Source organism: Methylobacterium sp. P3_A11 (genome assembly GCF_056403155.1).
On the sequence record NZ_JBFUGA010000008.1, the window covers coordinates 50,590 to 75,444 of the forward strand.

The 24,855-nt window shown below is 70.3% G+C and carries 26 protein-coding genes; 18 read left to right on the forward strand and 8 right to left on the reverse strand.

The genetic code is table 11. The features are described 5' to 3' along the window. Window positions 1-6 precede the first annotated feature (6 nt). Together miaB and AC1DXK_RS04380 are read right to left on the reverse strand one after the other, a co-directional pair. Entirely contained in the window at window positions 7-1,344 is a 1,338-nt protein-coding gene (gene miaB, locus AC1DXK_RS04375; protein WP_457104004.1) for a tRNA (N6-isopentenyl adenosine(37)-C2)-methylthiotransferase MiaB, read from the reverse strand. Between the two features lie 168 nt (window positions 1,345-1,512). Then, the gene (locus AC1DXK_RS04380) at window positions 1,513-3,249 is read right to left on the reverse strand and encodes an L-lactate permease (RefSeq protein ID WP_457104005.1); all 1,737 of its coding nucleotides are present in this window, start codon (window positions 3,247-3,249) and stop codon (window positions 1,513-1,515) included. Between the two features lie 295 nt (window positions 3,250-3,544). Between AC1DXK_RS04380 and AC1DXK_RS04385 the strand changes: the two genes are divergently transcribed. Then, entirely contained in the window at window positions 3,545-3,790 is a 246-nt protein-coding gene (locus AC1DXK_RS04385; RefSeq protein ID WP_477297005.1) for a pentapeptide MXKDX repeat protein, read from the forward strand. A 14-nt stretch (window positions 3,791-3,804) separates the two neighbouring features. Here the strand turns inward: AC1DXK_RS04385 and AC1DXK_RS04390 are convergent, their stop codons facing one another. From AC1DXK_RS04390 to AC1DXK_RS04405, 4 genes are all read right to left on the reverse strand, one after another. Beyond that, window positions 3,805-4,668 (reverse strand): lysophospholipid acyltransferase family protein, encoded by an 864-nt coding sequence (locus AC1DXK_RS04390; protein WP_477297007.1) that lies wholly within the window; start codon window positions 4,666-4,668, stop codon window positions 3,805-3,807. A gap of 4 nt (window positions 4,669-4,672) precedes the next feature. Continuing rightward, window positions 4,673-5,188: a GNAT family N-acetyltransferase gene (locus AC1DXK_RS04395; protein WP_457104008.1), complete on the reverse strand. Its 516-nt coding sequence runs from the start codon at window positions 5,186-5,188 to the stop codon at window positions 4,673-4,675. Beyond that, window positions 5,185-5,859 (reverse strand): tRNA (adenosine(37)-N6)-threonylcarbamoyltransferase complex dimerization subunit type 1 TsaB, encoded by a 675-nt coding sequence (tsaB, locus tag AC1DXK_RS04400; RefSeq protein ID WP_457104009.1) that lies wholly within the window; start codon window positions 5,857-5,859, stop codon window positions 5,185-5,187. Before tsaB ends, AC1DXK_RS04395 begins: the two co-directional genes overlap by 4 nt. Window positions 5,860-6,265: 406 nt before the next feature. Beyond that, window positions 6,266-6,832, reverse strand: a complete 567-nt coding sequence (locus AC1DXK_RS04405; RefSeq protein WP_457104010.1) for a NifU family protein — start codon at window positions 6,830-6,832, stop codon at window positions 6,266-6,268. Window positions 6,833-7,018: 186 nt separating this feature from the next. On the opposite strand from AC1DXK_RS04405, the gene AC1DXK_RS04410 reads away from it, so the two are divergent. The 4 genes from AC1DXK_RS04410 to AC1DXK_RS04425 all read left to right on the forward strand — a co-directional run bounded on the left by AC1DXK_RS04410 (window position 7,019) and on the right by AC1DXK_RS04425 (window position 9,197). Then, on the forward strand, window positions 7,019-7,489 hold the full coding sequence (locus AC1DXK_RS04410; RefSeq protein ID WP_477297010.1) for an atp-dependent helicase: 471 nt from the start codon (window positions 7,019-7,021) through the stop codon (window positions 7,487-7,489). 100 nt (window positions 7,490-7,589) lie between these two features. Further along, on the forward strand, window positions 7,590-7,985 hold the full coding sequence (locus AC1DXK_RS04415) for a DUF2934 domain-containing protein (protein WP_457104012.1): 396 nt from the start codon (window positions 7,590-7,592) through the stop codon (window positions 7,983-7,985). A 152-nt stretch (window positions 7,986-8,137) separates the two neighbouring features. Then, entirely contained in the window at window positions 8,138-8,803 is a 666-nt protein-coding gene (locus AC1DXK_RS04420) for an HAD family hydrolase (RefSeq protein ID WP_457104070.1), read from the forward strand. A gap of 187 nt (window positions 8,804-8,990) precedes the next feature. Further along, window positions 8,991-9,197, forward strand: coding sequence for a hypothetical protein (locus AC1DXK_RS04425; RefSeq protein WP_457104013.1), 207 nt, complete (start codon window positions 8,991-8,993; stop codon window positions 9,195-9,197). Window positions 9,198-10,079: 882 nt separating this feature from the next. On the opposite strand, the gene AC1DXK_RS04430 is transcribed toward AC1DXK_RS04425, so the two are convergent. Continuing rightward, window positions 10,080-10,460 carry a DUF6481 family protein gene (locus AC1DXK_RS04430; RefSeq protein ID WP_457104014.1) on the reverse strand — a complete coding sequence of 127 codons (381 nt, stop codon included), beginning with the start codon at window positions 10,458-10,460 and terminating at the stop codon, window positions 10,080-10,082. Between the two features lie 1,041 nt (window positions 10,461-11,501). Here AC1DXK_RS04430 and AC1DXK_RS04435 point away from each other — a divergent pair. The 10 genes from AC1DXK_RS04435 to AC1DXK_RS04480 all read left to right on the forward strand — a co-directional run bounded on the left by AC1DXK_RS04435 (window position 11,502) and on the right by AC1DXK_RS04480 (window position 21,279). Beyond that, window positions 11,502-11,696, forward strand: a complete 195-nt coding sequence (locus AC1DXK_RS04435) for a DUF4089 domain-containing protein (RefSeq protein WP_457104015.1) — start codon at window positions 11,502-11,504, stop codon at window positions 11,694-11,696. Beyond that, window positions 11,693-13,090, forward strand: a complete 1,398-nt coding sequence (locus tag AC1DXK_RS04440; RefSeq protein ID WP_457104016.1) for an AtzE family amidohydrolase — start codon at window positions 11,693-11,695, stop codon at window positions 13,088-13,090. The genes AC1DXK_RS04435 and AC1DXK_RS04440 overlap by 4 nt, the downstream gene beginning before the upstream one ends. Further along, window positions 13,090-13,473 (forward strand): oxalurate catabolism protein HpxZ, encoded by a 384-nt coding sequence (hpxZ, locus tag AC1DXK_RS04445; protein WP_457104017.1) that lies wholly within the window; start codon window positions 13,090-13,092, stop codon window positions 13,471-13,473. Before AC1DXK_RS04440 ends, hpxZ begins: the two co-directional genes overlap by 1 nt. Before the next feature lie 112 nt (window positions 13,474-13,585). Continuing rightward, window positions 13,586-15,208, forward strand: coding sequence for an ABC transporter substrate-binding protein (locus AC1DXK_RS04450; protein WP_457104018.1), 1,623 nt, complete (start codon window positions 13,586-13,588; stop codon window positions 15,206-15,208). Between the two features lie 163 nt (window positions 15,209-15,371). Then, window positions 15,372-16,325, forward strand: a complete 954-nt coding sequence (locus AC1DXK_RS04455) for an ABC transporter permease (RefSeq protein WP_457104019.1) — start codon at window positions 15,372-15,374, stop codon at window positions 16,323-16,325. Window positions 16,326-16,339: 14 nt separating this feature from the next. Then, on the forward strand, window positions 16,340-17,275 hold the full coding sequence (locus AC1DXK_RS04460) for an ABC transporter permease (protein ID WP_457104071.1): 936 nt from the start codon (window positions 16,340-16,342) through the stop codon (window positions 17,273-17,275). Further along, on the forward strand, window positions 17,272-18,327 hold the full coding sequence (locus AC1DXK_RS04465) for an ABC transporter ATP-binding protein (protein WP_457104020.1): 1,056 nt from the start codon (window positions 17,272-17,274) through the stop codon (window positions 18,325-18,327). Before AC1DXK_RS04460 ends, AC1DXK_RS04465 begins: the two co-directional genes overlap by 4 nt. Before the next feature lie 8 nt (window positions 18,328-18,335). Further along, window positions 18,336-19,361, forward strand: coding sequence for an ABC transporter ATP-binding protein (locus tag AC1DXK_RS04470; protein WP_457104021.1), 1,026 nt, complete (start codon window positions 18,336-18,338; stop codon window positions 19,359-19,361). A 63-nt stretch (window positions 19,362-19,424) separates the two neighbouring features. Further along, entirely contained in the window at window positions 19,425-20,669 is a 1,245-nt protein-coding gene (locus AC1DXK_RS04475; RefSeq protein ID WP_457104022.1) for a hypothetical protein, read from the forward strand. A gap of 316 nt (window positions 20,670-20,985) precedes the next feature. Further along, on the forward strand, window positions 20,986-21,279 hold the full coding sequence (locus tag AC1DXK_RS04480) for a hypothetical protein (protein WP_457104023.1): 294 nt from the start codon (window positions 20,986-20,988) through the stop codon (window positions 21,277-21,279). On the opposite strand, the gene pdxR is transcribed toward AC1DXK_RS04480, so the two are convergent. Further along, window positions 21,254-22,759 (reverse strand): MocR-like pyridoxine biosynthesis transcription factor PdxR, encoded by a 1,506-nt coding sequence (pdxR, locus tag AC1DXK_RS04485; RefSeq protein ID WP_457104024.1) that lies wholly within the window; start codon window positions 22,757-22,759, stop codon window positions 21,254-21,256. The two genes, AC1DXK_RS04480 and pdxR, sit on opposite strands and share 26 nt — an antisense overlap. Window positions 22,760-22,855: 96 nt before the next feature. Between pdxR and AC1DXK_RS04490 the strand changes: the two genes are divergently transcribed. The 3 genes from AC1DXK_RS04490 to AC1DXK_RS04500 all read left to right on the forward strand — a co-directional run bounded on the left by AC1DXK_RS04490 (window position 22,856) and on the right by AC1DXK_RS04500 (window position 24,822). After that, window positions 22,856-23,482, forward strand: coding sequence for an FMN-binding negative transcriptional regulator (locus AC1DXK_RS04490; protein WP_457104025.1), 627 nt, complete (start codon window positions 22,856-22,858; stop codon window positions 23,480-23,482). Further along, window positions 23,479-24,192: a GNAT family N-acetyltransferase gene (locus AC1DXK_RS04495; protein WP_457104026.1), complete on the forward strand. Its 714-nt coding sequence runs from the start codon at window positions 23,479-23,481 to the stop codon at window positions 24,190-24,192. Before AC1DXK_RS04490 ends, AC1DXK_RS04495 begins: the two co-directional genes overlap by 4 nt. Window positions 24,193-24,339: 147 nt before the next feature. Next, window positions 24,340-24,822, forward strand: coding sequence for a DUF1203 domain-containing protein (locus AC1DXK_RS04500; RefSeq protein WP_457104027.1), 483 nt, complete (start codon window positions 24,340-24,342; stop codon window positions 24,820-24,822). The last annotated feature ends 33 nt before the right edge of the window (window positions 24,823-24,855 follow it).

A 24,855-nucleotide genomic window follows, 5' to 3' on the forward strand; every position in this document is an offset into this window, starting at 1 on the left:
TCATCCTCACGCCGCCGCGGCCTCCGCCACGAGTTCTCCGAACAGGGAGTTTGTCCCCGCCTCGGTGATCCGAACCGGAACCACGCTCCCGATATGGTGGACCGGGGCGTCGAACTGCACGGCGAGCAGGTGCGGCGTCTTGCCCGCGACCTGGCCCGGATGCCGCCCGGGCTTCTCCACCAGCACGTCGAACACCCGTCCCGCGGCCGCCCGCTGGTAGGCGTGGCGCTGGCCGTCGAGGAGCGCCTGAAGCTCGGCGAGCCGATCCGCCATCACGGCCTCCGGCACAGGATCGGTACGGTCCGCGGCCGGCGTGCCGGGGCGGGGGCTGTACTTGAACGAGAACGCGCTCTCGAAGCCGACATCGCGCACGAGCCGCAGGGTCTCGGCGAAGTCGGCGTCGGTCTCGCCGGGGAACCCGACGATGAAGTCGGAGGACAGGGCGATGTCGCCCCGGGCGGCCCGCACGCGGTCGATGAGGCGCCGGTACTGGTCGGCGGTGTGCTTCCGGTTCATGGCGGCGAGGATCCGGTCCGAGCCCGACTGCACCGGGAGGTGGAGGTAGGGCATCAGGGCCGGCACCTCGGCATGCGCCCGGACCAGCGCGTCGTCGAAGTCGTTCGGGTGGCTGGTCGTGTAGCGGATCCGCGCGATGCCGGGGATCTTCGCCACGGCGCGGACCAAGTCCGCCAGGCCGACCGGCGCGCCATCCGCGCCGTCGCCGTGATACGCGTTGACGTTCTGGCCGATGAGCGTGATCTCGCGCACGCCCCCTTCGGCGAGCGTCCCGGCCTCGGCGAGCACGGCCGCCACGGGCCGCGAGACCTCGGCGCCGCGGGTGTAGGGCACCACGCAGAAGGCGCAGAACTTGTCGCAGCCCTCCTGCACGGTGAGGAAGGCCGACGGCCCGAGGGTCCGCCGCCGGGGCAGGTGGTCGAACTTGTCCTCGACCGGGAATTCGGTGTCGACGACGCGGCGCTCCCGGGACCGGGCCAGCAGGTCGGGCAGGCGGTGGTAGCTCTGCGGGCCGACCACGACGTCGACGGCGGGCTGGCGCGCCTGGATCTCGGCGCCCTCGGCCTGGGCGACGCATCCGGCGACGACGATGCGCGTGTCTTGACCCTTCGCCGTCCGCTCGCCCTTCAGGACGCGCAGCCGTCCGAGTTCGGAATAGACCTTCTCGGCGGCCTTCTCGCGGATGTGGCAGGTGTTGAGGACCACGACATCCGCGTCCTCGACCGAGTCGGTCGCCGCGTAGCCCTCAGCGCCCAGGACGTCGGCCATGCGGGCCGCGTCGTAGGCGTTCATCTGGCAACCGTAGGATTTGACGAAAGCCTTCTTCAACGCGCGCCGTCCCGAACCAGTCCGCTTGGATCCTCGTGCCTGCCCCGCGGGGCAGGGCGGCGCGTGGCCTGTAGCACGGATCGCGCGGGCCGTCGCGGCGCCTCGAAACGCGACCGGCCGCCCGCAGGCGGCCGGTTTCCGGATGCGGCGGAGGACCCGCCGCCTCGGTCAGTGCGCGGCCGCGGCCGCGGCGGGCACGTCGATGACCATGTGCTGGAAGAACGGCACGTAGGCCTGCAGCATCACGAACAGGCCGACCAGGCAGGCGAGCGCGATCGAGTGCCAGAACACGAAGCGCAGGATCTTGCCTTCCTGGCCGAAATAGCCGGTGGCCGTGGAGGCGACGACGATCGACTGGGCGTCGATCATCTTGCCCATCACGCCGCCCGACGAGTTCGCCGCCGCCATCAGCACGCCCGGCAGGCCGAGCTGCTCGGAGGTGATCCGCTGCAGGCCGCCGAACAGGACGTTCGAGGCCGTGTCCGACCCCGTGAGCGCCACGCCGAGCCAGCCGAGCAGCGTCCCGAAGAACGGGTACAGGATGCCGGTGCCCGCGAAGGCGAGGCCGAGGGTGGCGTCGACGCCCGCGTAGCGGGTGAGGACGCCGAGGGCGAGCATCGCCGAGATGGTGATCAGCGAGTAGCGCAGCGCCCAGATGGTCTCGACATACGCCGTGACGAGGCGCAGCGGCGAGAACCGCATGATCAGGCCGGAGATGATCGCGGCGATCAGCACGCCCGTGCCGGTGTAGGACATGTAGGTGAACAGGAAGACCGCGCCCTCGGGGGCGGGCTTGGCCACCACCGGCGGCACCTTCATGATCACGTTGTGCAGGCCCGGCACCTCGTACTTCCAGGTGAAGAGCGGGTTGACGATGCCCTTGAACCAGCCGGTTCCCCAGATCGCCACCACGATCGAGAGGATGATCCACGGCACCCAGGCCATCAGGATCTCGCCCTGCGAGGCGGTGCGGGCACCGGTATGGACCGGAGGCGTGCCGGGCACGCCGGCGCCGAGCGCCACCGGACGGGGTCCGGCCACGGCGAGCGACGGATCGTGGCCGCGCAGGGCCGGCGAGGTCCAGATCTCGCCGGGCTGCCAGACCTTCAGGAACAGGACCAGGGCCAGCATCGAGGCGAGCGAGGCGCCGATATCGACGATCCACGGGTTCACGTAGTTCGAGATCAGGAACTGCGCGACCGCGAAGGTGGCGCCGCAGACCAGGATCGGCGGCCACACCCGGATCATGCCTCGGAAGCCCGCGAACACCCAGATCAGCCAGAACGGCACGATTAGGGAGAACAGCGGCAGCTGCCGGCCGATCATGGCGCCGAGGATCTCCGGCGGGTAGCCGGTCACCGAGGCGAGGCCCTGGATCGGCGCGCCGAGCGCCCCGAAGGCCACGGGCGCGGTGTTGGCGATCAGCGACAGGCCCGAGGCGGCCAGCGGCGAGAAGCCCAGGCCGATCAGGATCGCGCCGGTGACGGCCACCGGCGTGCCGAAGCCGCCCGCACCCTCGAAGAAGGCGCCGAACGCAAAGGCCACGAGCAGGAGTTGCAGGCGCCGGTCGGCCGTGATGCCGGCAACCGATTGCTGCAGGATCGCGAACCAGCCCTTCTCCACCGTCAGACGGTAGAGGAAGATGACGTTGAGGATGATCCAGCCGATCGGGAAGAAGCCCGTGACCATCCCGAGGATCGCCGCCCGGGTCGCGAGCCCGGTCGGCATGCCGAAGCCGACGATGGCGACCAGCAGGGCGAGGCCGAGGGCGATGACGGCCGCGATATGGGCCTTCACGCGCCCGCTGGCGATCATGGCGAGCAGTGCGATGACCGGCACTGAAGCAGCGATCGTCGAGAGCCAAGCGCTCCCGAACGGATCGTAAACCTGATTCCAGGTTTGCAACGGGCGTCCTCCGAATGGTCCCGCCTGATGCGGGTTTCGGCCTAGCTAGCAGAGCAGTTCCGCCCGCTCAATGTGTTGCATCATGTATTCCCAGGCCCGTTGCACGGCCGGGCGAGGCCGTGATCGGACCCGAACCTGCGCCCGCGCCGGATCTTCGTCGGAGGGCATCGGGAGCGCGGAACGGTGGCGAGACCGACCTCCACGACGGGATATGGGCGCCCCGAGTAACCCGTACGCACCGGCGTCGAAACAGCGAGCGTGCCGCACATCGCGGCGTCTGCTGAGGAGCAACCCCATGCGCAACCTGTTTCGCCTCGTCTCTGCCGCTCTCCTGACCGGCGCGATCGCCGCCAGCCCGGCCCTGGCCGCCGAGCAGATGGCCAAGGAGCCGATGGCCAAGGACCACATGGCCAAGGAGCCGATGGCCAAGGACAGCATGGCGAAGGACCACATGGCCAAAGACAGCATGGCCAAGGACGGCATGGCCAAGAAATCCGCGACTCCGGATGCGATGCGGAAGACGGATCCGATGGCGAAATAAGCGTCGCGGACCGGTCAGGCCGGCGCGGCCTCGGGTTCGCGCAGGCCGCGCCCGGCGGGAGTCGGGCGCGGGTTCGGTGCAGCGCCGCCGCGCCCCGCGACCGGGCTCTGCAGCGCAGCGCGGACCTCCGCCTCCGCGGCGGCCGTCGCCGCCTTCCGGTCGGTCGTCGCCTCGAAGGCGATCGGGGCACCCCAGACCACGTGCACGTCGACCGGTCCGCCCCGGATGAAGTCGGCGACATGCGGCGCCAGTTCCATATCGCCGTACCAAGCGATCTCGGCGCGTTCGGCACGCGTCACCGGCAGGCCGTTGCGTCGGGGATAGGCGATCGCCAAGGGCTGAAGGCGCACCCGCCCGCGTCCCGCCTCCGCCTGAAGGGCCGCCCGGGCCGCGCCGACCAGGGAGGAGCGGAACGGCAACAGGCGGGTGCCGTCGCCGGTCGTGCCCTCAGCGAACAGCACCACGAGTTCGCCCTCGGCCAAGCGATGCCCGACCACGGTGCTGACCGTGGCGGTCGCGCCGCGCCGCTGCCGGTCGATGTAGATCGTGCGTTGAAGTCCCGCGAGCGTGCTGACTCCAGGCCAACCGGCGATCTCGGACTTCGCCACGAAAGAGAGCGGGCGCAGCGAGCCGATCACGCTGATGTCGAGCCAGGAGACGTGATTGGCCAGCACCAGGGCCGCCTCACCGGGCTCCGGAGGCGTGCCGCTCTCCGTCACCCGGATCGAGAAGAGGCGAAGGAAGGCACGGTGGAACAGGATCGGCGCCAACGTCGCGCGGCGCCCCAGGAMCCGGAGTGCGACCCAGTGCGGCGGCCCGAGCACCGCGAGGGCGAAGGCCAGGGCCGCCATGCGCCATGCGATGCCGAGGCGGCTCACGGCGTCACAGATCGGCGCTCATCGTCAGCGCGGTGGCCCGGCTGCCGTCGGCCTTGAGATAATAGCCCGTCCGCGAGCCCACCTGACGGAATCCGTGACGAGCGTAGAGCCGGAGGGCGGGAGCGTTGCCCTCGTCGACCTCCAGGTGCACGCGCGCGACACCGGCCAGAGCCAGGCTCGACAGATGCTCGCGGAGCAGCTTGCGGCTGTGGCCGCCCCCGCGCAGGGCCGGGGCCAGCACCACCGTCAGGATCTCGGCCTCGTCGGCCGCCCGGCGCGACAGCACGAAGCCCTGGAGCGTGCCTGCGCGCCACAGGGCGTGCGCCTGGGTCGAGCGCTCGCAGAGCATGCGCTCGAACTCGTGCGCATCCCAGGGGCGCGCGAAAGCCGTCGCGTGCAGGCGGGCGAGGGCAGGGGCCTGCGAGGCGTCGCGGAGCGGAGCGACATACGGCTCCGGGGTCAGCGCGTCCCACCACGCGAACCACCAGTCGAACGGCCAGAACGGCAACGGACGCGTCATCGGCGTGCGATCCGCGCGTGGTCCTGCGGCCGGGCATCCGGGCCGCGCAGGTAGAGGGGACGCGGCAGCGCCTGCACCGGATCGGCCACCAGCCCGAGGGAGGCGACCGACGCGATATCGGGACCCGCCACACCGGCAACGCGGGCCTCGACGCCGCGCTCGGCCAGCGCAGCCGCCAGCAAGGGCGCACCGGAGCCGATGAGTACGACGGGGCCGGGACCCAGCCGCTCCGCGGCCGCATCGACCGCGATATGGACCGGGGCGAGGCCGTCACCCGGACCCAGGGCCTGAACGTAGACGGCCCCGTGCCGGGCATCGATCACCGCCGCGATCGTCGCGTCGACGGTCTCGGCCAGCAACGGCGCGAGCAGCGCCGAGAGGGTACCGACGCCGACGACCGGCTTGCCGGTGGAGAGGCCGATGGCCCGGGCCGCCGACAGGCCGACCCGCAACCCGGTATAGCTCCCGGGCCCGACGGTGACGGCGACGCGGTCGATCGCCTCGAAGCCGCCCTCGACCCGTGCGATGACCCGCTCGATCAGCGGCAGCAGGGATTCGGCATGGCCGCGCGCCATCGGCAGCGATTCGGTGGAGAGCGGCGCCTCGGCATCCTCCGTCGCGACGCAGGCGGCGCAGGTGTCCAGCGCTGTGTCGATGGCCAGGATACGCACGCCCACTCCCGCAAGCCGGTCCGGGCCGGCCGTTGCCTGCGCGCCCGAAGGACGCGGAGAACCTCTAGCGTTAGAGCAAAACCGGCGCTTCGTCAGCGGCGCGGCGGCCGGGGCGGGCGCATCGGTCGTGGAGTGTTGCCGGCTTGCGCCGGTGGAGGCCGCGCCGCGAGTGTCCCCGAACCGGCACGGCCTCCGGCAGGGGTGATCCGCCGCCGGAGCAGAAGCCCGATCCGGTGACCCTCACGTCAGGCGGCGCGATCCCCGTCTACCGCGGCGTTCTCAGCGGCCCGAGCGCCGTGGACCGGAGCCTCCGGCCTGTAGACGGCCGGTTCCTTTCCCCTGCGACGTCCGCCCGAGGGTCATGACGTCCGGCATGGTCCCAGGGCGTGTCTGCGCAACGAGGCCCTCAGATCGCCTGGACCTCGCGGATCTCCGGCAGGAAGTGCCGGAACAGGTTCTGCACGCCGTGCCGCAGGGTCGCCGTGGAGGATGGGCAACCCGAGCAGGCACCCTTCATTTCCAGATAGACCACGCCTTCCTTGTAGCCGCGGAAGGTGATGTCGCCACCGTCGCCCGCCACGGCCGGGCGCACGCGGGTCTCGAGCAGGTCCTTGATGGTCACGACGGTGTCGTGATCGGCCTCGTCGTAAAACTCGTCGGCGGCCTCGACCTCGTCGTGGCTGCCCTCGGCCATCACGGGCGCACCGGACTGGAAGTGCTCCATGATCGCGCCGAGCACCGCCGGCTTGACCTGCGCCCACTCGGAACCGTCCTCGGCCTTGGTCACGGAAATGAAGTCGTGCCCGAAATAGACACCCGCCACGCCCGGGACGGCGAAGAGCGCCGCGGCCAGGGGAGACCGGGCGGCGGCCTCGGCATCCCGCGCCTCGAAGGTCGATTCCGACAGGACGACGCGGCCGGGCAGGAACTTCAGGGTCGCCGGGTTCGGGGTGGCTTCGGTCTGAATGAACATGGTGGGATCACTCCGCTGCGCCGGTTCAAGGCCGGCCGGGACAGGCGCCAGGAGGCGCTGCCTGTCATGTGGACCGGCAAGCGGATTTTCTCAACTAGTCGCGCCGCCCTGGGGCGTCCTGGAGAGTGGACATTCGGCCGGCGCCGCGACAGGACGTGCGGCATCGGGATGCCAGTGGAGCCGGCCGTGGACGTGACCGCAGACCAGAGCCTTGCGCAGGACTTGCTGCGGGACTCGCTGAAGGACCTGCGCGAGACGCAGGCCAAGCTGGAAGCGGCGCAGGCCGAGGCAGCCTCGCTCCGGGTCCTGCTCGCCCTGCGCACCCATCAGCACGACCAGGCCTGGCAGGACGGGCGTCGCCTCGCGGCGGCGCTGGAAGACGTCGAGACCCAGGCGAAGGCCGCCCCGCAGCCCGAGGCGGCGCGAGACGGCACTGCCTCGGCCGAGGCCCTGACCATGGCCGAGGAGCGCACCGAGGCGGTCCGGATCGTCCTGGGTGCCGTCCTCGCCAGCATCGGCCACCGCGCCCTCGACCGCCGCCGCTTTCAGGACTTGATCGCCCGAGCCGGCCGCGAGGCTCCGGACCAGGGTCCCGGCGCAGCCCGTCACGCCGTGCTCCTGACCGAGGCGCGGCGGGTCCTCGGGATCGCCGAATAGGCCGGGCGAGCGGCCGCTCGGGCGCCCGGCCGCCAGGGTTAACCGACGCTTAACCGGGCTCTCCCATCGTCGCTCGCGAGACGGAGAGGAGATCGACCGCATGATGATGAGCGAGCACCACGTGCGCGAGTGCGCCTACTACATCTGGGAGCGCGAGGGCCGGATTCACGGCCAGGCCGCCGCCCACTGGATTCGTGCCGAGGCCGAGCTGCGCGCCAACGCGATGGTCGCGGTCAAGCCGGCGGACGCGACGGTCGCGGTTGCGAAGACCGCCAAGGCGGTTGCCGCGCCGAAGGCCGCCGCTTCGAAGGGTGCGGCCGCCAAGCCGTCGCCGGCCAAAACTTCGGTCGCCAAGGCGGTGGCTGCGAAGCCTGCGGCCGTGAAGGCCGCCGCGAAGCCGGCGGCTCCGAAGACCGCCCGGGCCTCCAAGACCGCGGTGACCGCCGGCCTGGCCGCCAAGGCGAAGCCCGCCCGGACCCCGGCCTCGATGCACTGACGACCGGCGCTCACGCGCCATCGACGAACGATAGAAGCCCGCCCTTCGCAGGGGCGGGCTTCTGTCTTTCGCGCGGCACGCGGCCGGAACAGGTCGGTTCCGATCCGGTTGTCAGGCCGGAGGCGGGCGCCATGCCCCGCGAGGGGGTGGCGATGCGCGCGGTGATCTTCGACATCGACGGGACGCTCCTCGACAGCGTCGACCTCCATGCCAGGGCCTGGGTGGAGGCCTTCGCGCATTTCGGTGTCGCGACGGACGAATCAGCGGTTCGCCGACAGATCGGCAAGGGCGGCGACGAGTTGATGCCCGTGTTCCTGTCGCAGGAGCGGATCGCGCGGGACGGCGAGACGATCGAGGCCTACCGCTCTGACCTGTTCAAGCGGCGCTATTTGTCCGAAGTCCGGCCTTTCCCCGGCGTGCGTCCTCTGTTCGAGCGGATCCGGGCCGCTGGCGCCAAGATCGCCTTGGCCTCCTCCGGCAAGCGGTCGGAGGTGGAGCACTACATCGAGATCCTCACGATCGGCGACCTCGTCGACGTCGCCACCAGTTCGGACGATGCGGACCGGTCGAAACCCCATCCCGACATCTTCGAGGCCGCCCTCGAGAAACTCGCCGGTGTCCCGCGCGATGCGGTCCACGTCGTTGGCGACACGCCCTATGACGCCGAAGCGGCCGGAAAGGCCGGGCTTCGCACGATCGGGCTCCTCTGCGGTGGCTTCCCGGAAGCCGACCTCTCCGCGGCCGGATGCGTGGCGATCTACCGCGACCCGCAGGATCTGCTGGACGGATTCACTCAATCGCCGCTGACTGTGAGCTGAGCGACGAACAGCAAGCGGATTCTGTGACGGCACGATATTCGTCCACAGCTTCCAGCCGCGCTGTTGCCCCGCGGTGACGGAGAGTGGTGCCGGCTACGTAAATGCGCGAAAAGGACTGGTGCAGGTCCGCCGAAAGGCGTAGCGAGCCGCCCGCAATCTGGACTCCTTCGAAGGACGAGCGCCTCGCATGCCCCAGACTCACCAGGCCAGCCCGGCGCCGCGCTTCGTGCCCGCAGCCAAGACGCTGCGGGAGCAGATCGCCGACGCCGTCGAGAGCCGGTCGACCCCGCTCAGCCATCTTCTCCGCTTAATGGCAGCCCTCGACGCCGAGGGCGGCAACGAGGCCCTGCGTCTTCAACTGCGCGCCCGGATCGGCGCGCCGCTCGATTCCTGACCGCGCGGCTGCCGTTCAACGCTGTCGGCGCCGGTGGCGCCGGCCACCACGATTCGCCGGCGGCGCGGTCGCCTGAGCGATGCGCCGCATGCAGGCGCCGTAAATCTGCCGCCCGATCTCCTCAAGTTCCAGACCCCGGGGGTTCGGCGCGGTGAAGACCTTGGCCCGCGCCTCAACGCGACAGGCCGCATCCTCGGGGCTCCGGATCGGCGGCTCGGCACGAACGGCGCCGCAGCTCAGAGTCAGTGCTGTCCACGTTGCGGCGGTTATCGCGAAACGCGTGCTTGCCCGGATACTCGTCGGCATACTGATCTTCGAACCTCACTCGCTCGTGATGCCGTCATAGAGCAACGCGAACGTCAGTGAAGCTTCGTCAGAGTGCTGGCTTCGGCAAGCGCCGAAGGCCCGGCCACCTTAAGGTACGATCCAGAGGCATCGGCCGGCATCGGCGATCGTCATGCACTCGTAGGGTGCGCCCCCGATCAACGCCCGCTGTTCCACAGGCCCGATCGTCCGGCGCGGGATTCGCCGACAGCCAGCGTCCAAGGGAGCGGCACGGTCGGCACCCGTGGCCGCATCAATCCGCCGGGCGGCGATCAACGTCTCGCAGGCGATGACGGTGTCGGGATCCTGCGCGTGCGCGGATCCAGAACTGGCGACAGTCGGCACTGTGACGAAGAGGAGCGCGAGGATGTTTCGGAAGTTCATCGCGGCCTCGCATATCTGAACCGCTCGACTTGAGAGGTCGAACCGGCGCGGCTTAACGCGCCGGCGCTCGGGATAGTTGCCGCCCGTCTGGCGGGCGACCCCGGATGCGACGACGCCCGCCAGACGGGCGGGCGTCGTGGGCTCTTGCGGCTCGAACGGGCCGCCTGTCCGCGCTCAACGCTTGGTCTTGACCTTCGCCTTGCGGGCGGCGTAGCGCGCATCGCGCTGAGCCTTCTTGGCGGCCAGTTCGGCCGACTTGCGCTCCTGCGCGGCGGCCAGTTCGGCAGCTTCGCGGGCGAGCTGCGCGGCGAGTTCCGACTCCTCCCGATGACGCTTCTCCTCGGCAGCCTTGCGCTCGGCGGCGATCCGGGCAGCCTCGCGCTCGCGGGCGCGTTCCTCGCGGGCCTTGGCGACCTCGGCCCGGGCCTGAGCCTTGGCGATCACCTCAGGATCATCGGCCGGCGGCCGAGACTTGAACTTGGCCAGCAGAGCAGCCTTGGCGTTCTGGGAGTTCTGGCGACGGTCGTCGAAGTTCCTGTAGTCGAATGCGCTCATCTGACCTTTCTCGGTTGGGTACGTCTCGCGTCTTGCGGGGACGTCCGGTGAAGCCGGACACGTCTTGAGTCTGCAGGTTCCTGCGCCGTCCCCGGGCCTCGGAACCGCACCGATCCATCGGTTTCACCGATGGTCCGACCCGAGCGCTCGGCCGGCATCCAGCGCTCGGGTCGGACCACTGTCTCGAAAAACGCAAAGCCCTTAACCGGAGCGCTCCGTCGGATGCAATCGTGGAGACTGGCGCGCGGGGCTGACGAAGCGACAATCCGCGGGATCTCTGTAAAAGTTTCGTCCAGCGATGCGGAAAAACCTCAACCCGCCGACCGCATCCGGGCGCTTGTCGGCCGAGGCGTCCGTGCCTCAGCAGTCCCGGACAGCGTTACCGACCTGAGATAGGTCGCGCGCAAGGTGAGGACAAGGATAGCGGAAATGGCTTGAGGGACCGCGAGGCACGCCGCTACCATATCGACCGTCCCTGTTCCCTGAGGGCATCCCAACTTGCAGTCGCAGGAAAGCATTCGTGAACAACACGGCAGATCTGCGAATTTCACATTGCCACTCGTGATCTCGTCCGCATTGCGGCGGTCCGATCGCGGTGCGCGAAACCCGTATGCCCCGGCAGGGCGTCAGGGCCTGCGCCTGTAATCCGAAGATCGAGGAGTCGGTGCCGGCGGCCGACAAGGAGCACGCACGTGGCACGCAAGACCCGCAGGAGGCTCCGTTCGCCGTCGGTGCGCCCCTCTTGAGGATGAGGGGATTGGTAGAGCCGGACTGATGCGCAGGACCATGGGAGCGCCGCCCGGGGCACGACATCGCGCGAAAATCCCCGTCACATCGCACATGGCCGACCGAGGGGCAGTCCAATGCCTGAATCGTATGCAGATTCGCCGTGCCGCCATGGCTGGACCCACGTCGTCCTACAATATGCCCAAAAAACATACAGACGCCGGGATCGAGCGCCATCCGCGCTGTCGGATTCACGGCATGAGGCCTGCTACCAGGATTGGGCCTCGGTGGAACCAAAACCGGTGAGAGACAGCGATGCCTGAGACGCGACCACCATTCGAGCCCGAGATCTACGCCCCGGCTGCGGCGGCGTTCCTCGGGCTGACGCTCGAGCCGGCGTGGATCGGGCCGATCATCGCGAACCTCCGCGTTCTGGCAGCGGCGGCAGAACTCGTGGAGTCTTTCCTCCTGGCCGATGAGATCGACGCGGCACCGAGGTTCGAAGCGTGAGCGCGCCGGATCTCTCGACCGCCACCGCGATCGCCACGGCGATTGCCGGCGGCCGTGCCACCGCGCGAGAGGTCGTCGCGACTGCGCTCGACCGGATCGGGCGGCTGGACGGTCGGATCGGTGCCTTCACGGATGTTCTGGCAACACGTGCCCTCGACCGGGCCGACGCGCAGGATGCGGCCCTTCGCACAGGGGCGGCGCCGGCGCCCCTGGCCGGCGTGCCGTTCGCGGTGAAGAACTTGGTCGACATCGCGGGCCTGCCGACCCGCGCCGGATCGAAGATCAATCGGGACCGGCCTCCGGCCGGGCGAGACGGCGCCCTGGTGCGGCGCCTGGAATCGGCGGGCGCGATCCTGATCGGGTCCCTCAACATGGGCGAGTACGCCTATGACTTCACCGGCGAGAACGTCCACGACGGCGACGCGCACAATCCACATGCCCTCGACCACATGACCGGCGGCTCGTCCGGCGGCTCGGGAGCGGCCCTTGCCGCCGGGCTGGTGCCGCTGACCCTGGGATCCGATACGAACGGCTCGATCCGCGTTCCCGCCGCCTTCTGCGGCTGTTTCGGGCTCAAGCCCACCTACGGGCGGCTGACACGGGCGGGCAGCTTCCCCTTCGTCGGCAGCCTCGACCATCTCGGCCCGATGGCCCGGAGCGTGACCGACCTCACCCTTGCCTACGACGCGATGCAGGGACCCGATCCGGACGATCCGGTGGCGACATCCCGTCCGGCGGAGCCCGTCCTGCCACGGCTGGAAGCCGGGATCGACGGGCTGCGCATCGCGGTGGCGGGCGGCTACTTCGCCCGCGGCGGTGATCCGGACGCGTTCGCCGCCGTGGCGCGCGCCGCCGAGGCCCTGGGCGCACGTCGCGCCGTCGAATTGCCCGAGGCGCACCGCGCCCGCGCAGCCGCCTACCTGATCACCGCCGCGGAAGGCGCGACGCTCCACCTCGACCGCCTGCGCGCCCGGCCGCAGGATTTCGACCCGGCGGTGCGGGACCGGCTGATCGCCGGGGCGATGATCCCCGCGCCGCAGGTCGAACGGGCTCAGCGCTTCCGCCGCTGGTACCGCACCGCGGTGCTCGACCTGTTCGACGAGGTGGACGTCATCCTGGCTCCGGCGACCCCATGCCGGGCTCCCAAGGGCGGCCAGACCCACTTCGTGCTGGACGGCGTGACGCTGCCGGTGCGGGCCAATATCGGCGTGTTCACGCAGCCGATCTCCTTCATCGGCCTGCCGGTCGTGGCGGCGCCCATCTGGCTGGACGCCGGCTTGCCGCTGGGTGTCCAAGTGATCGCGGCCCCCTGGCGCGAGGACCTCGCCCTGCGCGTGGCGCGTCACCTCGAACGCAACGGCGTCAGCGCGGCGCCCATCGCGGAGCTTGCCTGATGATCATCGACGATCCCGCCGCCAAAGCCGAGGTCGAGGCCGCGTTCCGGGCCTACGAAACGGCGCTGACCACCAATGACGTGCCGACTCTGGAGGCCCTGTTCCGGGACGACCCGCTGACCATCCGGTACGGCATCGGCGAGAACCTCTATGGCATGGATGCGATCCGCGCCTTCCGCCGGGCGCGTTCTCCGGTCGGACTGGAGCGCACTCTTGCCCGGACGCAGATCACAACCTACGGGCGCGACTTCGCCACCGCCATGACGCTGTTCGACCGCGCGAATGCGCCCGGGAAGATCGGGCGGCAGAGCCAGACCTGGGTGCGCTTCGCGGAGGGCTGGCGCGTCGCCGCCGCCCATGTGAGTTTGATCGACGCGGAATAGGCATCGGCGGGAGCCCGTGCGCACGAGGCGGGGCGACTGGCCGGGGGCTTGCATACGATCGAGCGTATTCCGGACCGCATAGGCCCGGACCAACGCGAGTACTCGACGCAAGATGTTGTTCCGCCTCAAAGAATTCGGCACCCGTGCGGTCCTGGCCGGCGCCCTGGCGCTCTCCGCGAGCACCGCCGCCCTCGCGCAGGGGACGCTGCGGATCGGCATGACCGCCTCCGACATCCCGCTGACCACCGGCCAGACCGACAATGGCGGCGAGGGCATGCGGTTCCTCGGCTACACGGTCTACGATGGTCTGATCAATTGGGACCTGTCGAGCGCGGAACTGGCCTCCGATCTCGTGCCGGGGCTGGCCACCAGTTGGACCGTCGATCCGAGCGACAAGACCAAGTGGACCTTCAAGCTACGGCCGGGGGTGAAATTCCATGACGGCTCCGACTTCACCGCCGATGCGGTGGTCTGGAACCTCGACAAGCTCCTGAAGGCCGACGCGCCGCAATACGATCCGCGCCAGTCCGCCCAAGGAAAGACCCGCATCCCCGCGGTGGCGACCTACCGGGCCGTCGACCCGCTCACGGTGGAGATCACCACCAAGGCACCGGACGCGACGCTGCCCTACCAGATCGCCTGGATCATGATGTCGTCGCCGGCCCAGTGGGAGAAGCTCGGCAAGTCCTGGGATGCCTTCGCCAAGCAGCCCTCCGGCACCGGCCCTTGGAAGCTGACGCTGTTCGCCCCGCGCGAGCGCGCCGAGATGGTGCCGTTCAAGGAATACTGGGACACGAACCGGGTCCCGAAGCTCGACAAGCTGGTGCTCATCCCGCTGCCCGAGGCCAATGCCCGGACCGCAGCGCTCCGCTCCGGGCAAGTGGACTGGATCGAGGCGCCCGCACCCGATTCCGTGGCCTCGCTCAAGAGCGCCGGCTTCACCGTCGTCACCAACGCCTATCCGCACAACTGGACCTGGCATCTATCGCGGGTGGAGGGCTCGCCCTGGAACGACATCCGCGTGCGCAAGGCGGCGAACCTCGCCATCGACCGCGAGGGCCTGAAGGAGCTGCTCGGCGGCCTCGCGATCCCCGCCAAGGGCTTCATGCCGCCCGGCCACCAGTGGTTCGGCCACCCGAACTTCGACCTGAAATACGACCCTGAGGCGGCCAAGAAGCTGCTGGCCGAGGTGGGATACAGCCCGGCGAAGCCCCTCAAGCTGAAGGTCGCGATCTCGGCCTCGGGCTCGGGCCAGATGCAGCCGCTGCCGATGAACGAGTTCGTCCAGCAGAGCCTCGCCGACGTGGGCATCCAAGTCGATTACGAAGTGGTCGAGTGGAACACGCTGATCAACATCTGGCGGGCGGGCGCCAAGGCGGACATCTCCCGCGGGGTCTCGGCGATCAACTACTCGTACTTCATCCAGGACCCGTTCACCGGCCTGATCCGGCACCTCCAGTGCAATCTGGCACCGCCAAACGGCACCAACTGGGGCTATTACTGCAATCCGGCGATGGACAAGCTGTTCGATCAGGTCCGAAACACCTTCGACAAGGCCGAGCAGACGAAGGTTCTGGAGAAGATCCACGAGAAGTACGTGGATGACGCATTGTTCATCATGATCACGCACGACGTGAACCCGCGGGCGATGAGTCCGAAGGTGAAAGGCTTCGTCCAGGCGCAGAACTGGTTCCAAGACTTTTCGAAAATCACACTTGCGACAGCAGCGAAGTAGCGGGACTGATTGTCTTTCTCCTCCCCCCTTGTGGGGAGGAGCCGGAGGCGGTGGTGGCCTGGGATCAGAGGCGTGACGGTGCCTCCTGAACCACCCCCACCCCTGCCGCCTCCCGACAGGGGGGCGGGAAGACCCGAGGCTGCACACGACGACGGGGCCTTCGATGTTGCTCTACATCCTCAAACGACTCATCTACGTGACCCCCGTGGCGTTCGGGGTCAGCGTGGTCTGCTTCCTTCTCGTCCACCTGGCCCCGGGCGATCCGCTCAGCGCGGTGCTGCCCGCCGACGCCACCCAGGCCACCATCGACGAGATGCGGGCCGCCTACGGGTTCGATAAGCCGCTGCCGGTCCAGTACCTGATCTGGCTCTGGCACGTGCTGCACGGCGATCTCGGCATCTCCATCGCGACCGGCCGGCCGGTGCTCGGCGAGGTCAGCCGCGCCGTGGTGAACTCGCTGATCCTCGCCTCCGTGGCGACCGTGATCGGCTTCACCTTCGGGACGCTGTTCGGCTTCGTGGCGGGCTATCACCGCAACTCGCTCGCCGACCGGGCGGCCTCCGCACTCTCGGTCTTCGGCGTGAGCGTGCCGCATTACTGGCTCGGCATGGTCCTGGTGATCGTGTTCTCGGCGACGCTGGGCTGGCTGCCGCCCACCGGTGCCGGCCCAGACGGCTCCGGCAACTGGCGGCCCGATTTCGACCACCTGCGCTACCTGATCCTGCCGGCGGTGACGATGTCGGTCATCCCCATGGGGATCATCGCCCGCACGGTGCGCGCCCTGGTCGCCGACATCCTCTCCCAGGACTTCGTCGAGGCCCTGCGCGCCAAGGGCATGGACGAGCGCGGCGTGTTCAAGCACGTCGTCCGCAACGCCGCTCCGACGGCGCTCGCCATCATGGGCCTCCAGCTCGGCTACCTGCTGGGCGGCTCGATCCTGGTCGAGACCGTGTTCGCGTGGCCGGGCACCGGCTTCCTCCTCAACGCCGCGATCTTCCAGCGCGACCTGCCCCTGCTGCAGGGCTCGATCCTCGTGCTGGCGATGTTCTTCGTGGTCCTCAACCTGCTGGTGGACGTGATGCAGACCGCCCTCGACCCGCGCATCGAGCGCGCCTGAGCCGGAGCCCGATGATGACCGCTCCCGTCACCGCCGCCTCCTTGGCCGTCGACGGCGGCGTGCTCGCCGCCGAAGACGTCGCGCACGGTCCCAAGGCCGCGTTCGCGCCGTCGCGCGGCTTCTGGGGGCATGTCGGCCATCGGCTGATGCGCGACCCCGTGGCCATGGCCGCCGGCGCCGTGATCCTCGTGGTCGTGATCATCGCGGTTTTGGCGCCCTGGATCACCCCGATGGACCCGTACAAGGGCTCCATGCTGAAGCGCTTGAAGCATGTCGGCGACGCCACCTACTGGCTCGGCTCGGACGAACTCGGGCGGGACATGATCAGCCGGCTGATGCTGGGCTCGCGGCTGTCGCTGTTCATCGGCGTCACACCGGTGCTGATCGCGTTCGTGATCGGCTCCGGGATCGGGATCCTGGCCGGCTATGTCGGCGGCTGGACCAACACGATCCTGATGCGCACCATCGACGTGTTCTTCGCCTTTCCGTCGGTCCTGCTGGCGATCGCGCTGTCCGGTGCGCTCGGCGCCGGCATCTTCAACTCGATCGTCTCGCTCACCTGCGTGTTCGTGCCCCAGATCGCCCGGGTCGCCGAGAGCGTCACCACCGGCATCCGCCGCCGCGACTACATCGACGCCGCCAAGCTGTCGGGGGCCTCGGCCCTGACGATCATGCGGGTGCAGGTCCTGGGAAACGTCGTCGGCCCGATCTTCGTCTATTCGACGAGCCTGATCTCGGTGTCGATGATCCTGGCCTCGGGCCTCTCGTTCCTCGGCCTCGGGGTCCGGCCGCCGGAGCCGGAATGGGGCCTGATGCTCAACACCCTGCGCACCGCGATCTACGTGAACCCGGTGGTCGCGGCGCTTCCGGGGGTGTGCATCTTCATCGTCTCGATCGCCTTCAACCTGTTCTCGGACGGCCTGCGCGCTGCCATGGAGATTCGCCAGTGAGCGTCATCCCGGACGCCCCCGACCCGTTCGTCCACGACCGCGGCGGACCCGCCCAACCGCTCCTGTCGGTCTCGGGGCTGATCAAGCACTTCCCGGTCCGCAAGGCCGGAGGCAAGAAGCAGGTCGTGCGCGCCGTCGACGGCGTCGACTTCGACGTCCTCAAGGGCGAGACGTTGGGCATCGTCGGCGAATCCGGCTGCGGCAAGTCCACGACCGCCAAGCTGCTGATGGGCCTGATCGAGCGCGATGCGGGCACGATGCTCTACGACGGCCAGGCGGTCGGCGAGCGCGCCATGCCCTGGCGGTCCTACCGCCGCGAGGTCCAGATGGTGTTCCAGGACAGCTACGCGTCCCTGAACCCGCGCATGACCGTCGAACAGTCGATCGCCTTCGGCCCGAAGGTGAACGGCGTCCCCGGCCGGGAGGCGGTGGAGCGCGCCCGGGCGCTGCTCGCTCGGGTCGGCCTGGAGCCGAAGCGTTTCGCCGGCCGCTACCCGCACGAGATCTCCGGCGGCCAGCGCCAGCGGGTCAACATCGCCCGCTCCCTCGCCCTCGAGCCCCGGCTGGTGCTCCTCGACGAGGCGGTCTCGGCGCTGGACAAGTCGGTGGAGGCGCAGGTGCTGAACCTCCTCCTCGACCTCAAGGCCGAGTTCGGCCTGACCTACATCTTCATCAGCCACGACCTGAACGTCGTGCGCTTCATCTCCGACCGCGTGATGGTGATGTATCTCGGCCGGGTCTCGGAGATCGGCCCCTCCGACACGGTGCTCGACGCGCCGGGCCACCCCTACACCGAGGCGCTGCTCGCCGCGATGCCGTCCCTCGACCCCGACAACCGCACGCAGACCGCGCTGTTGCAGGGCGACCCGCCGAACCCGATCGACCCGCCGCCGGGCTGCCGCTTCCACCCGCGCTGCGCCATCGCCGAAGGGATCTGCGGCCAGAAGGAGCCGCCGCTCGACGCGATCCAGCCGCTCCACCGGGTCGCCTGCCTCGCCCGGCAGCCCGGCTCCGGCCATTCCGCGGCGCCGGCAGAGGCGCTCGCGGCATGAGCGCGCCGATGCCTCCTTCAGAGCCCGCCGTCGCGCTCAAGGACCTGCGGGTCGCCTTCGGCAAGGTGCAGGTCGTCGACGGCGTCGACCTGACCCTGGAGCGCGGGCAGGCGATGGCCCTCATCGGCGAATCCGGCTCGGGCAAGAGCGTGACGCTCCGTGCGATCCTGCGCCTGTTCCCCGAGGGCCGCAGCCGGATCGAGGGCCGGATCCTCGCGGCCGGCAAGGACGTGCAGGCGCTGACCAAGCGCCAGCTCGCCGATTTCCGCGGCGGCGACGTCTCGATGATCTTCCAGGAGCCGCTCCTCGCCTTCGATCCGGTCTACACGGTCGGCCAGCAGATCACCGAGGCGATCCACCGTCACGAGAAGATCTCCAAGGACGAGGCCCGCAAGAGGGCGCTGGCCCTGTTCGAGCGCGTGCGGATCCCGAGCCCGGAGCGGCGGCTCGACAACTACCCGCACGAGATGTCCGGCGGCATGCGCCAGCGGGCCATGATCGCGCTGGCGCTGGCCTGCCGGCCGCAGGTGCTGCTCGCCGACGAGCCGACCACGGCGCTCGACGCCACGGTGCAGATCCAGGTCCTGCTGCTCCTGCGCGAGCTGCAGCGGGACCTCGGCCTATCGATCGTCATCGTGACGCACGATCTCGGCGCCGCCGTGGAGGTCGCCGACCGGATCGCCGTGATGTACGCGGGCAAGATCGTCGAGACCGGCACCGCGCACCAGGTGGTGTTGAACCCGCACCACCCCTACACGATCGGCCTGTTGCGCAGCCGGGCGGAGGGGGCCTTGGCCAAGGGCTCCCGTCTCCAGACCATCCCCGGCAGCCCGCCCGACCTCGCCAACCGCCCGCCGGGCTGTCCCTTCGCCCCGCGTTGCTTCCTGGCCGAGGAGCGCTGCCGCCGCGAGATGCCGCCGGTCGCCGAGATCGCGCCCGGCCACCGCGTCGCCTGCTGGCGGACCAAGGAGGCCTCCGCTGCCTATCGGGCCGGCCCGACCCCGGTGCGCGCGGCCGAACCGGTCCCGGCCTGATCTCGACGCCGCCGCGCGGAGCCTTTATCCGGCTTCGCGCGGACCGGCCGCTCGGGCGTCACGATGAGCCAATCCACTTCCGAGATCCTGCTCGTCCCCCGGGGCGAGGCCGGGCACTTCCTGCCGGCTGCGCTCGGCTGGATGGGCAAGCAGATCACCGTCACCGCCCATCCGGGCGTGGCGAATCATGTGCTGTGCCTGCCCGTCCTCGACTTCGTCCGCCTGGGCTTCCCAGAGGCGAACGGGCGTCTCGACCTGCTCGAACCCGGGGATGTCGAGAACCTTCGCGACGGACGCGCCGCGCTGCTCCTGGATCTCTCCAACGAGGGTCCGGGCCTCCACCCGCCGACCTTCGAGGCGCTGCACCGCAACCTCGCGGCGCTCGGCATCCCGCGGGACCGGGTCGTCCTGGTCACGCAGAACCGGCTGCTGCGTCTGGACTACGAGCGGCTCTACGGCGACGGCCTGCGATTCTGGACCTTCGAGTTCTTCCCGCTCCAGGTCGCCCTCTGGCTCGACGCCGAAGCGGGACCGCGTCTCTTCCCGCAACATGCCCTCGACCGGATCGGCTACACGCCCCTGGCCCGCCCTTCGGGACCGGCCCGCTTCCTCTGCCAGAACGCGGCGCTGCGCTGGCACCGGGTCCTGCTGTACCGTTGGTTCCAGCTCAACGGCATGGAGCGGGACGGGCTGATCTCGTTCCACGGCATCGGCGACGACAACCCGAAGGCAGGGGGCATCAACGTCTTCCACGCGCCGCCGGAGATCGCGGCGGCCTTCGGACCGCTGCTCGCCGATATCGACCGCTGGATCCCGCGCCGGGCGCAGCGGATCGATGCCGATCAGGGCACCGACATGGTCATGACCCTCGACACCCAGGCCTATGCGGATTGCGACCTGACCGTCATCTCGGAGACCGACTTCTTCGAGCTGGGCGTCGAGCGCATCACCGAGAAGTCCCTGAAGGCGGCCGCGACGGGGCTGCCCTTCGTGATGGTGGGTGCGCCGCGCGCCGTCGCGCGGCTGTCCGAACTCGGCTTCCAGACCTTCGGCGGCCTGATCGACCATCATTACGATCTCGTCGCCGACCCCGCGGAGCGCCTGCCGCTCGTGTTCCGGTCGATCGAGCGGGCGTGGTCGACATGCCGGAGCGACCGGACGCGCTGGCATCGCCTCGCTCGGGAGCAGGCTGAAGCCAATGTCGCGCATGCGCGCCGCGGATTGCTGCCGCAGCTCGACCGGGTGATGGTCGCGCCGCTGATCGAGCGCCTGACCCGGTTCATGGACACGGGCGCCGTCGTACACTGATCGCACCCGCGCCGTGACCGCAGCCCTTCTCGCGCCGGACCGCCATTGCTGCGCCTGCGGGCGCGCTCACTACGTCGCGGTCCGCTTCTGCCCCTTCTGCGGAGCGCCGCAGCGCTCCTGTCCGGATGACGCGTCCACGCCCGTGGCCAGCGTCCACCCGGTCTCGTCACCGACCCCGGACCGCCCGGTGAGCGCGGCGGCCGACCCGCAAGCCCCGCCGATCCCGGCACGTCCGGCGAGTCCACCGCAGCCCGCTGCAGTTCCTGCGCGGCGGCCCCGCCGCCGCCCGCGGCCACGCCGGGTCGTGCTCGCGTTCATGACCGTCGGCGCGCTCGCATGGCTCGCCATGGGCAGGCGGGCGCACCTGCACGGTCCGGTCCGGATCACGGTCCAATCCGGCTGGACCCCGGTGGCGCTCGCATCCTTTCGGGGCGCGACGCGGCTTCGGGTCACCGGAGACGCCGCGTTCAGCCTGCGTATCGACGGGGAACGGGTGATGCGCGTCGCGCCGGGCCGCGGCGCGACAGTCCGGCTGAAAGCCCTGCGCAGCCTGGACGTGCGGGCCGCGCAGGCGCGGGCCGTGGTCACGCTGACGCCGTGGCCGGAGTGAACGGGGCGGCGCGCAGGGTCTCCGCCAAGCGCCGGACGGCCGGATCGACCGCACGCTCTGGAACCGCCGCGTAGCCGAGCAGCAGGCCGGGCTCCGCCGCTCCGACGTGATAGGCCGAGAGCGCGACCGAGGAGATCCCCGCCTGCTCCAGGGCGGCCGCGGCGGCGACGTCGGTGAGGGAAGCAGTCCAGGCCGGCCCGGGGCGGGCGATGACGTGCATCCCGCCCTCCATCGGAGCGATCGCGGCCACATCCGCGGCGTGACGGCGCGCGCACTCCAAAAGTGCCTCCTGACGCAGCGCATACAGGCGACGGGTCCGGCGGAGATGTCCGGCGAGGTGCCCGTCCTCGATGAACCGTGCCAGCGCCCACTGCCCGATACCGGGCGGGGCTGGCCCCGTCTCGGCCAGGGCCTGGTTGACCGGCGCGACGAGACCCCGCGGCAGCACCAGGTAGCTCAGGCCCAGGGCGGGGAGCAGGAGCTTGGAGAAGCTGCCGACGTAGATCACACGGCCGCCGCGATCGAGGGTGCGCAACGGCGCCAGCGGACGCCCGGCGTACCGGTAGGCGCCGTCGTAATCGTCCTCGACGATCCAACCCGAGACCGCCTCAGCCCAAGCCAGAAGGTCGAGGCGGTTCTCCAAGCTCATGGCGTGCCCGAGCGGATAATGATGGGCCGGCGTCACCACCGCCAGCCGTGCCCCGACCGCGGGAGCGGCGTCCGGGGAGACCGACAGGCCGCCGGGACCGACGGGCACGGGTATCGGACGCAGGCCGGCACTGGCCAGAGCCTGCGCGATGCCGGGGAAGCCGGGCTCCTCGACGAGGGCGGCCTCCCCGGGATCGAGCAACAGCTCGGCGAGCAGGCGCAGGCTCTGGCGGATACCCGCCGTGACGATGACGTCATCGGCCTCGCAGGTGACACCCCGCGCCTGCGCCAGATAGGCGGCGATGGCGCGGCGCAGAGCCGGCGAGCCGCGCGGGTCCGGTCGCTCGGCCGGGCCGTGACGCCACTCGGCCTGGAGCAGGCGGCCCCAGACGTCGAACGGGAAGGCGTCTTGTGCCGGCCGGCCAAGGGCGAACGCGTCGGGAACGCCGAGCCCGGCCATGTACCGCCGCGCTGGAGCGGAGACGAGGCGGGTTCCGCGGCGCGAGAGGTTCGGGGCCGGTTCGGCCCCCGATCGCCGCATCGGACCCGGTGCGGGGAGCGTGTCGTCGGGCAGGGTCGCGGCGACGCGCGTCGCGGAGCCCGGTCGCGCGGTGAGGTAGCCCTCGGCGGTCAGCTGCTCCAGGGCCAGGACGACGGTCCCGCGCGCGCAGCCGAGATCCGCCGCCAGGACCCGCGAGGCCGGAAGCCGGACCCCACGCGGCAGGCGGCGATCGAGGATCGCCGCGCGCAGGCCCTCCCGGAGCTGCACGTGGAGCGGCGCCGCGGCCGCGGGATCGAGGGTCAGCGGCAGGGGCAGCGGGTTCCGGGCCATCGGCCAACCGGTCCAGTCGAACTTTCGAAATTGGACCTTTCATCTGGACCGCTGCACGGTCAAGCAGGGGCAGCAAGACCGCCGCAGGACGGAGCCATGTACCAGCCGCCGCACTTCCGGGATGATTCCCGCGCCGCACAGCACGCRCTGATCCGTGCCTACCCCCTCGGCCTGCTGGTCACCGGCGGCGCGGGCGGCCTGACGGCCAACCCCATCCCGTTCCTGCTGGACGATGCCGGCCCCCACGGCGTGCTGCGCGCGCACCTGGCCCGTGCGAATCCGCAGGGCCGGGACCTTGCCGCGGCAGAGGAATGCCTCATCGTGTTCCAGGGACCGCAGGGCTACGTCACCCCGGGCTGGTACGCGAGCAAGCGCGAGCACGGGCGGGTGGTGCCCACCTGGAACTACGCCACCGTCCATGCCTGGGGCCGGCCGCGGATGATCGAGGATGCGGACTGGCTCCGGCGCCAGATCGCCGACCTCACCGCCCTGCGCGAGGCGCCCCGGGCCGAGCCCTGGGCGGTCGCAGATGCGCCGGAGCCGTTCGTGGCTGCGCAGGCCCGGGCGATCATCGGCATCGAGGTTCCGATCACGCGGATCGAGGGGAAGTGGAAGATGAGCCAGAACAGGCCCGAGGCCGACCGCCACGGGGTCATCGCGGGGCTGCACGCCGCGGGCGAGGCGGACCTCGCCGGGCTGGTCGCCGAGAGGAGCGGCCTGTGAGCACGCGGCTCAACGCCTACGGCCAGCCCATCGGCCCGACCCTGCCGGAATGGAGCCCGCGCCCGCACCCGCCGCGCACGCCCATGGAAGGACGCTACTGCCGGCTCGTGCCCCTCGAGGCCGAGGCCCACGCGGCGTCCCTGTACGCCACCTACGCAGCCGCACCCGACGCACGCGGTTGGACCTATCTCGGCGACGAGATGCCGGAGGGTGCGGAGGCCTATCGGGCACGGCTGGAAGGCCAGCAGGCGAGCCGGGATCCGCTGTTCCACGCCATCCTGGACCCGGACAGCGGCAACCCGCTCGGGATCGCCTCGTATCTCCGGATCGATCCGTCAAATGGCGTCATCGAGGTCGGCCACCTCCATTTCGGGCCGCGGCTCCAGCGGACGCCGGCCGCCACGGAGGCGATGGCGCTGATGATGGCCCGGGCGTTCGACCTCGGATACCGGCGCTACGAGTGGAAGTGCGACAGCCTCAACGCCCCGTCCCGCGCGGCGGCCTTGCGCCTGGGATTCACCTTCGAAGGCATCTTCCGGAACGCCGTCGTGGTGAAGGGCCGCTCCCGCGACACTGCGTGGTTCTCGATCACCGATGCCGAGTGGCCGGAGGTCCGGGCCGGGTTCGACGCGTGGCTGGAGCCGTCGAATTTCGACGAGGCGGGCCGGCAGCGGCAGGGGCTCGCGACGCTGCGCGCCGCAGCGGGGTAGCGGCTTCCCTGCGCAACGCCGCCGCCTGGGCTCCCGACGCGCGGCCCGCCCGCCGCGCCGACCGAGCACGGCCCTCGGGATTGGAGGGCAAGAACCGGGATGCGACGCTTCGGGACGGGGCTTACGGCACCGTCAGGAGGTGCCCGAATGACCCGCTTTCTCTGTGTTGCGGTCCCGAGCAGGACGGCCGACCATTTTCGTCGCACGAGACTGGACGACCGCGGCAACGCGGTCCGAGAGGTCGTGGCCACGGGAGGCGGCCGCTTTCCCTGCCGGCATTGTCTGCAGCTGGCGCGGCCCGGAGAGGCCATGCTGCTGGGATCCTACGATCTGCCCCGGCCCCTCGGCATCTACTGGACACCGAGCCCGATTTTCCTGCATGCCGGAGACTGCCCGCGCAGGGAGACCGTCGACGAGATTGCCCCCATCGTGCGGGCAAACCCGCTCGTATCGGTTCGAGCCTACGATTTGGACGACCAGTGTCTCTACGACCTCGGCCACGTCTGTGCGGGCGAGGACGTCGAGGATCCGCTGCGATCTGCCCTCGAGAATCCGCGCACGCGCTTCGTGAACATCCATACGGCGCGGCCGGGCTGCCTATTGTCGCTCGTGGTGCGCCTGCCCGACTGAGCGCGCGCTCGCGCCAAGTGCGATGCCTGCGAT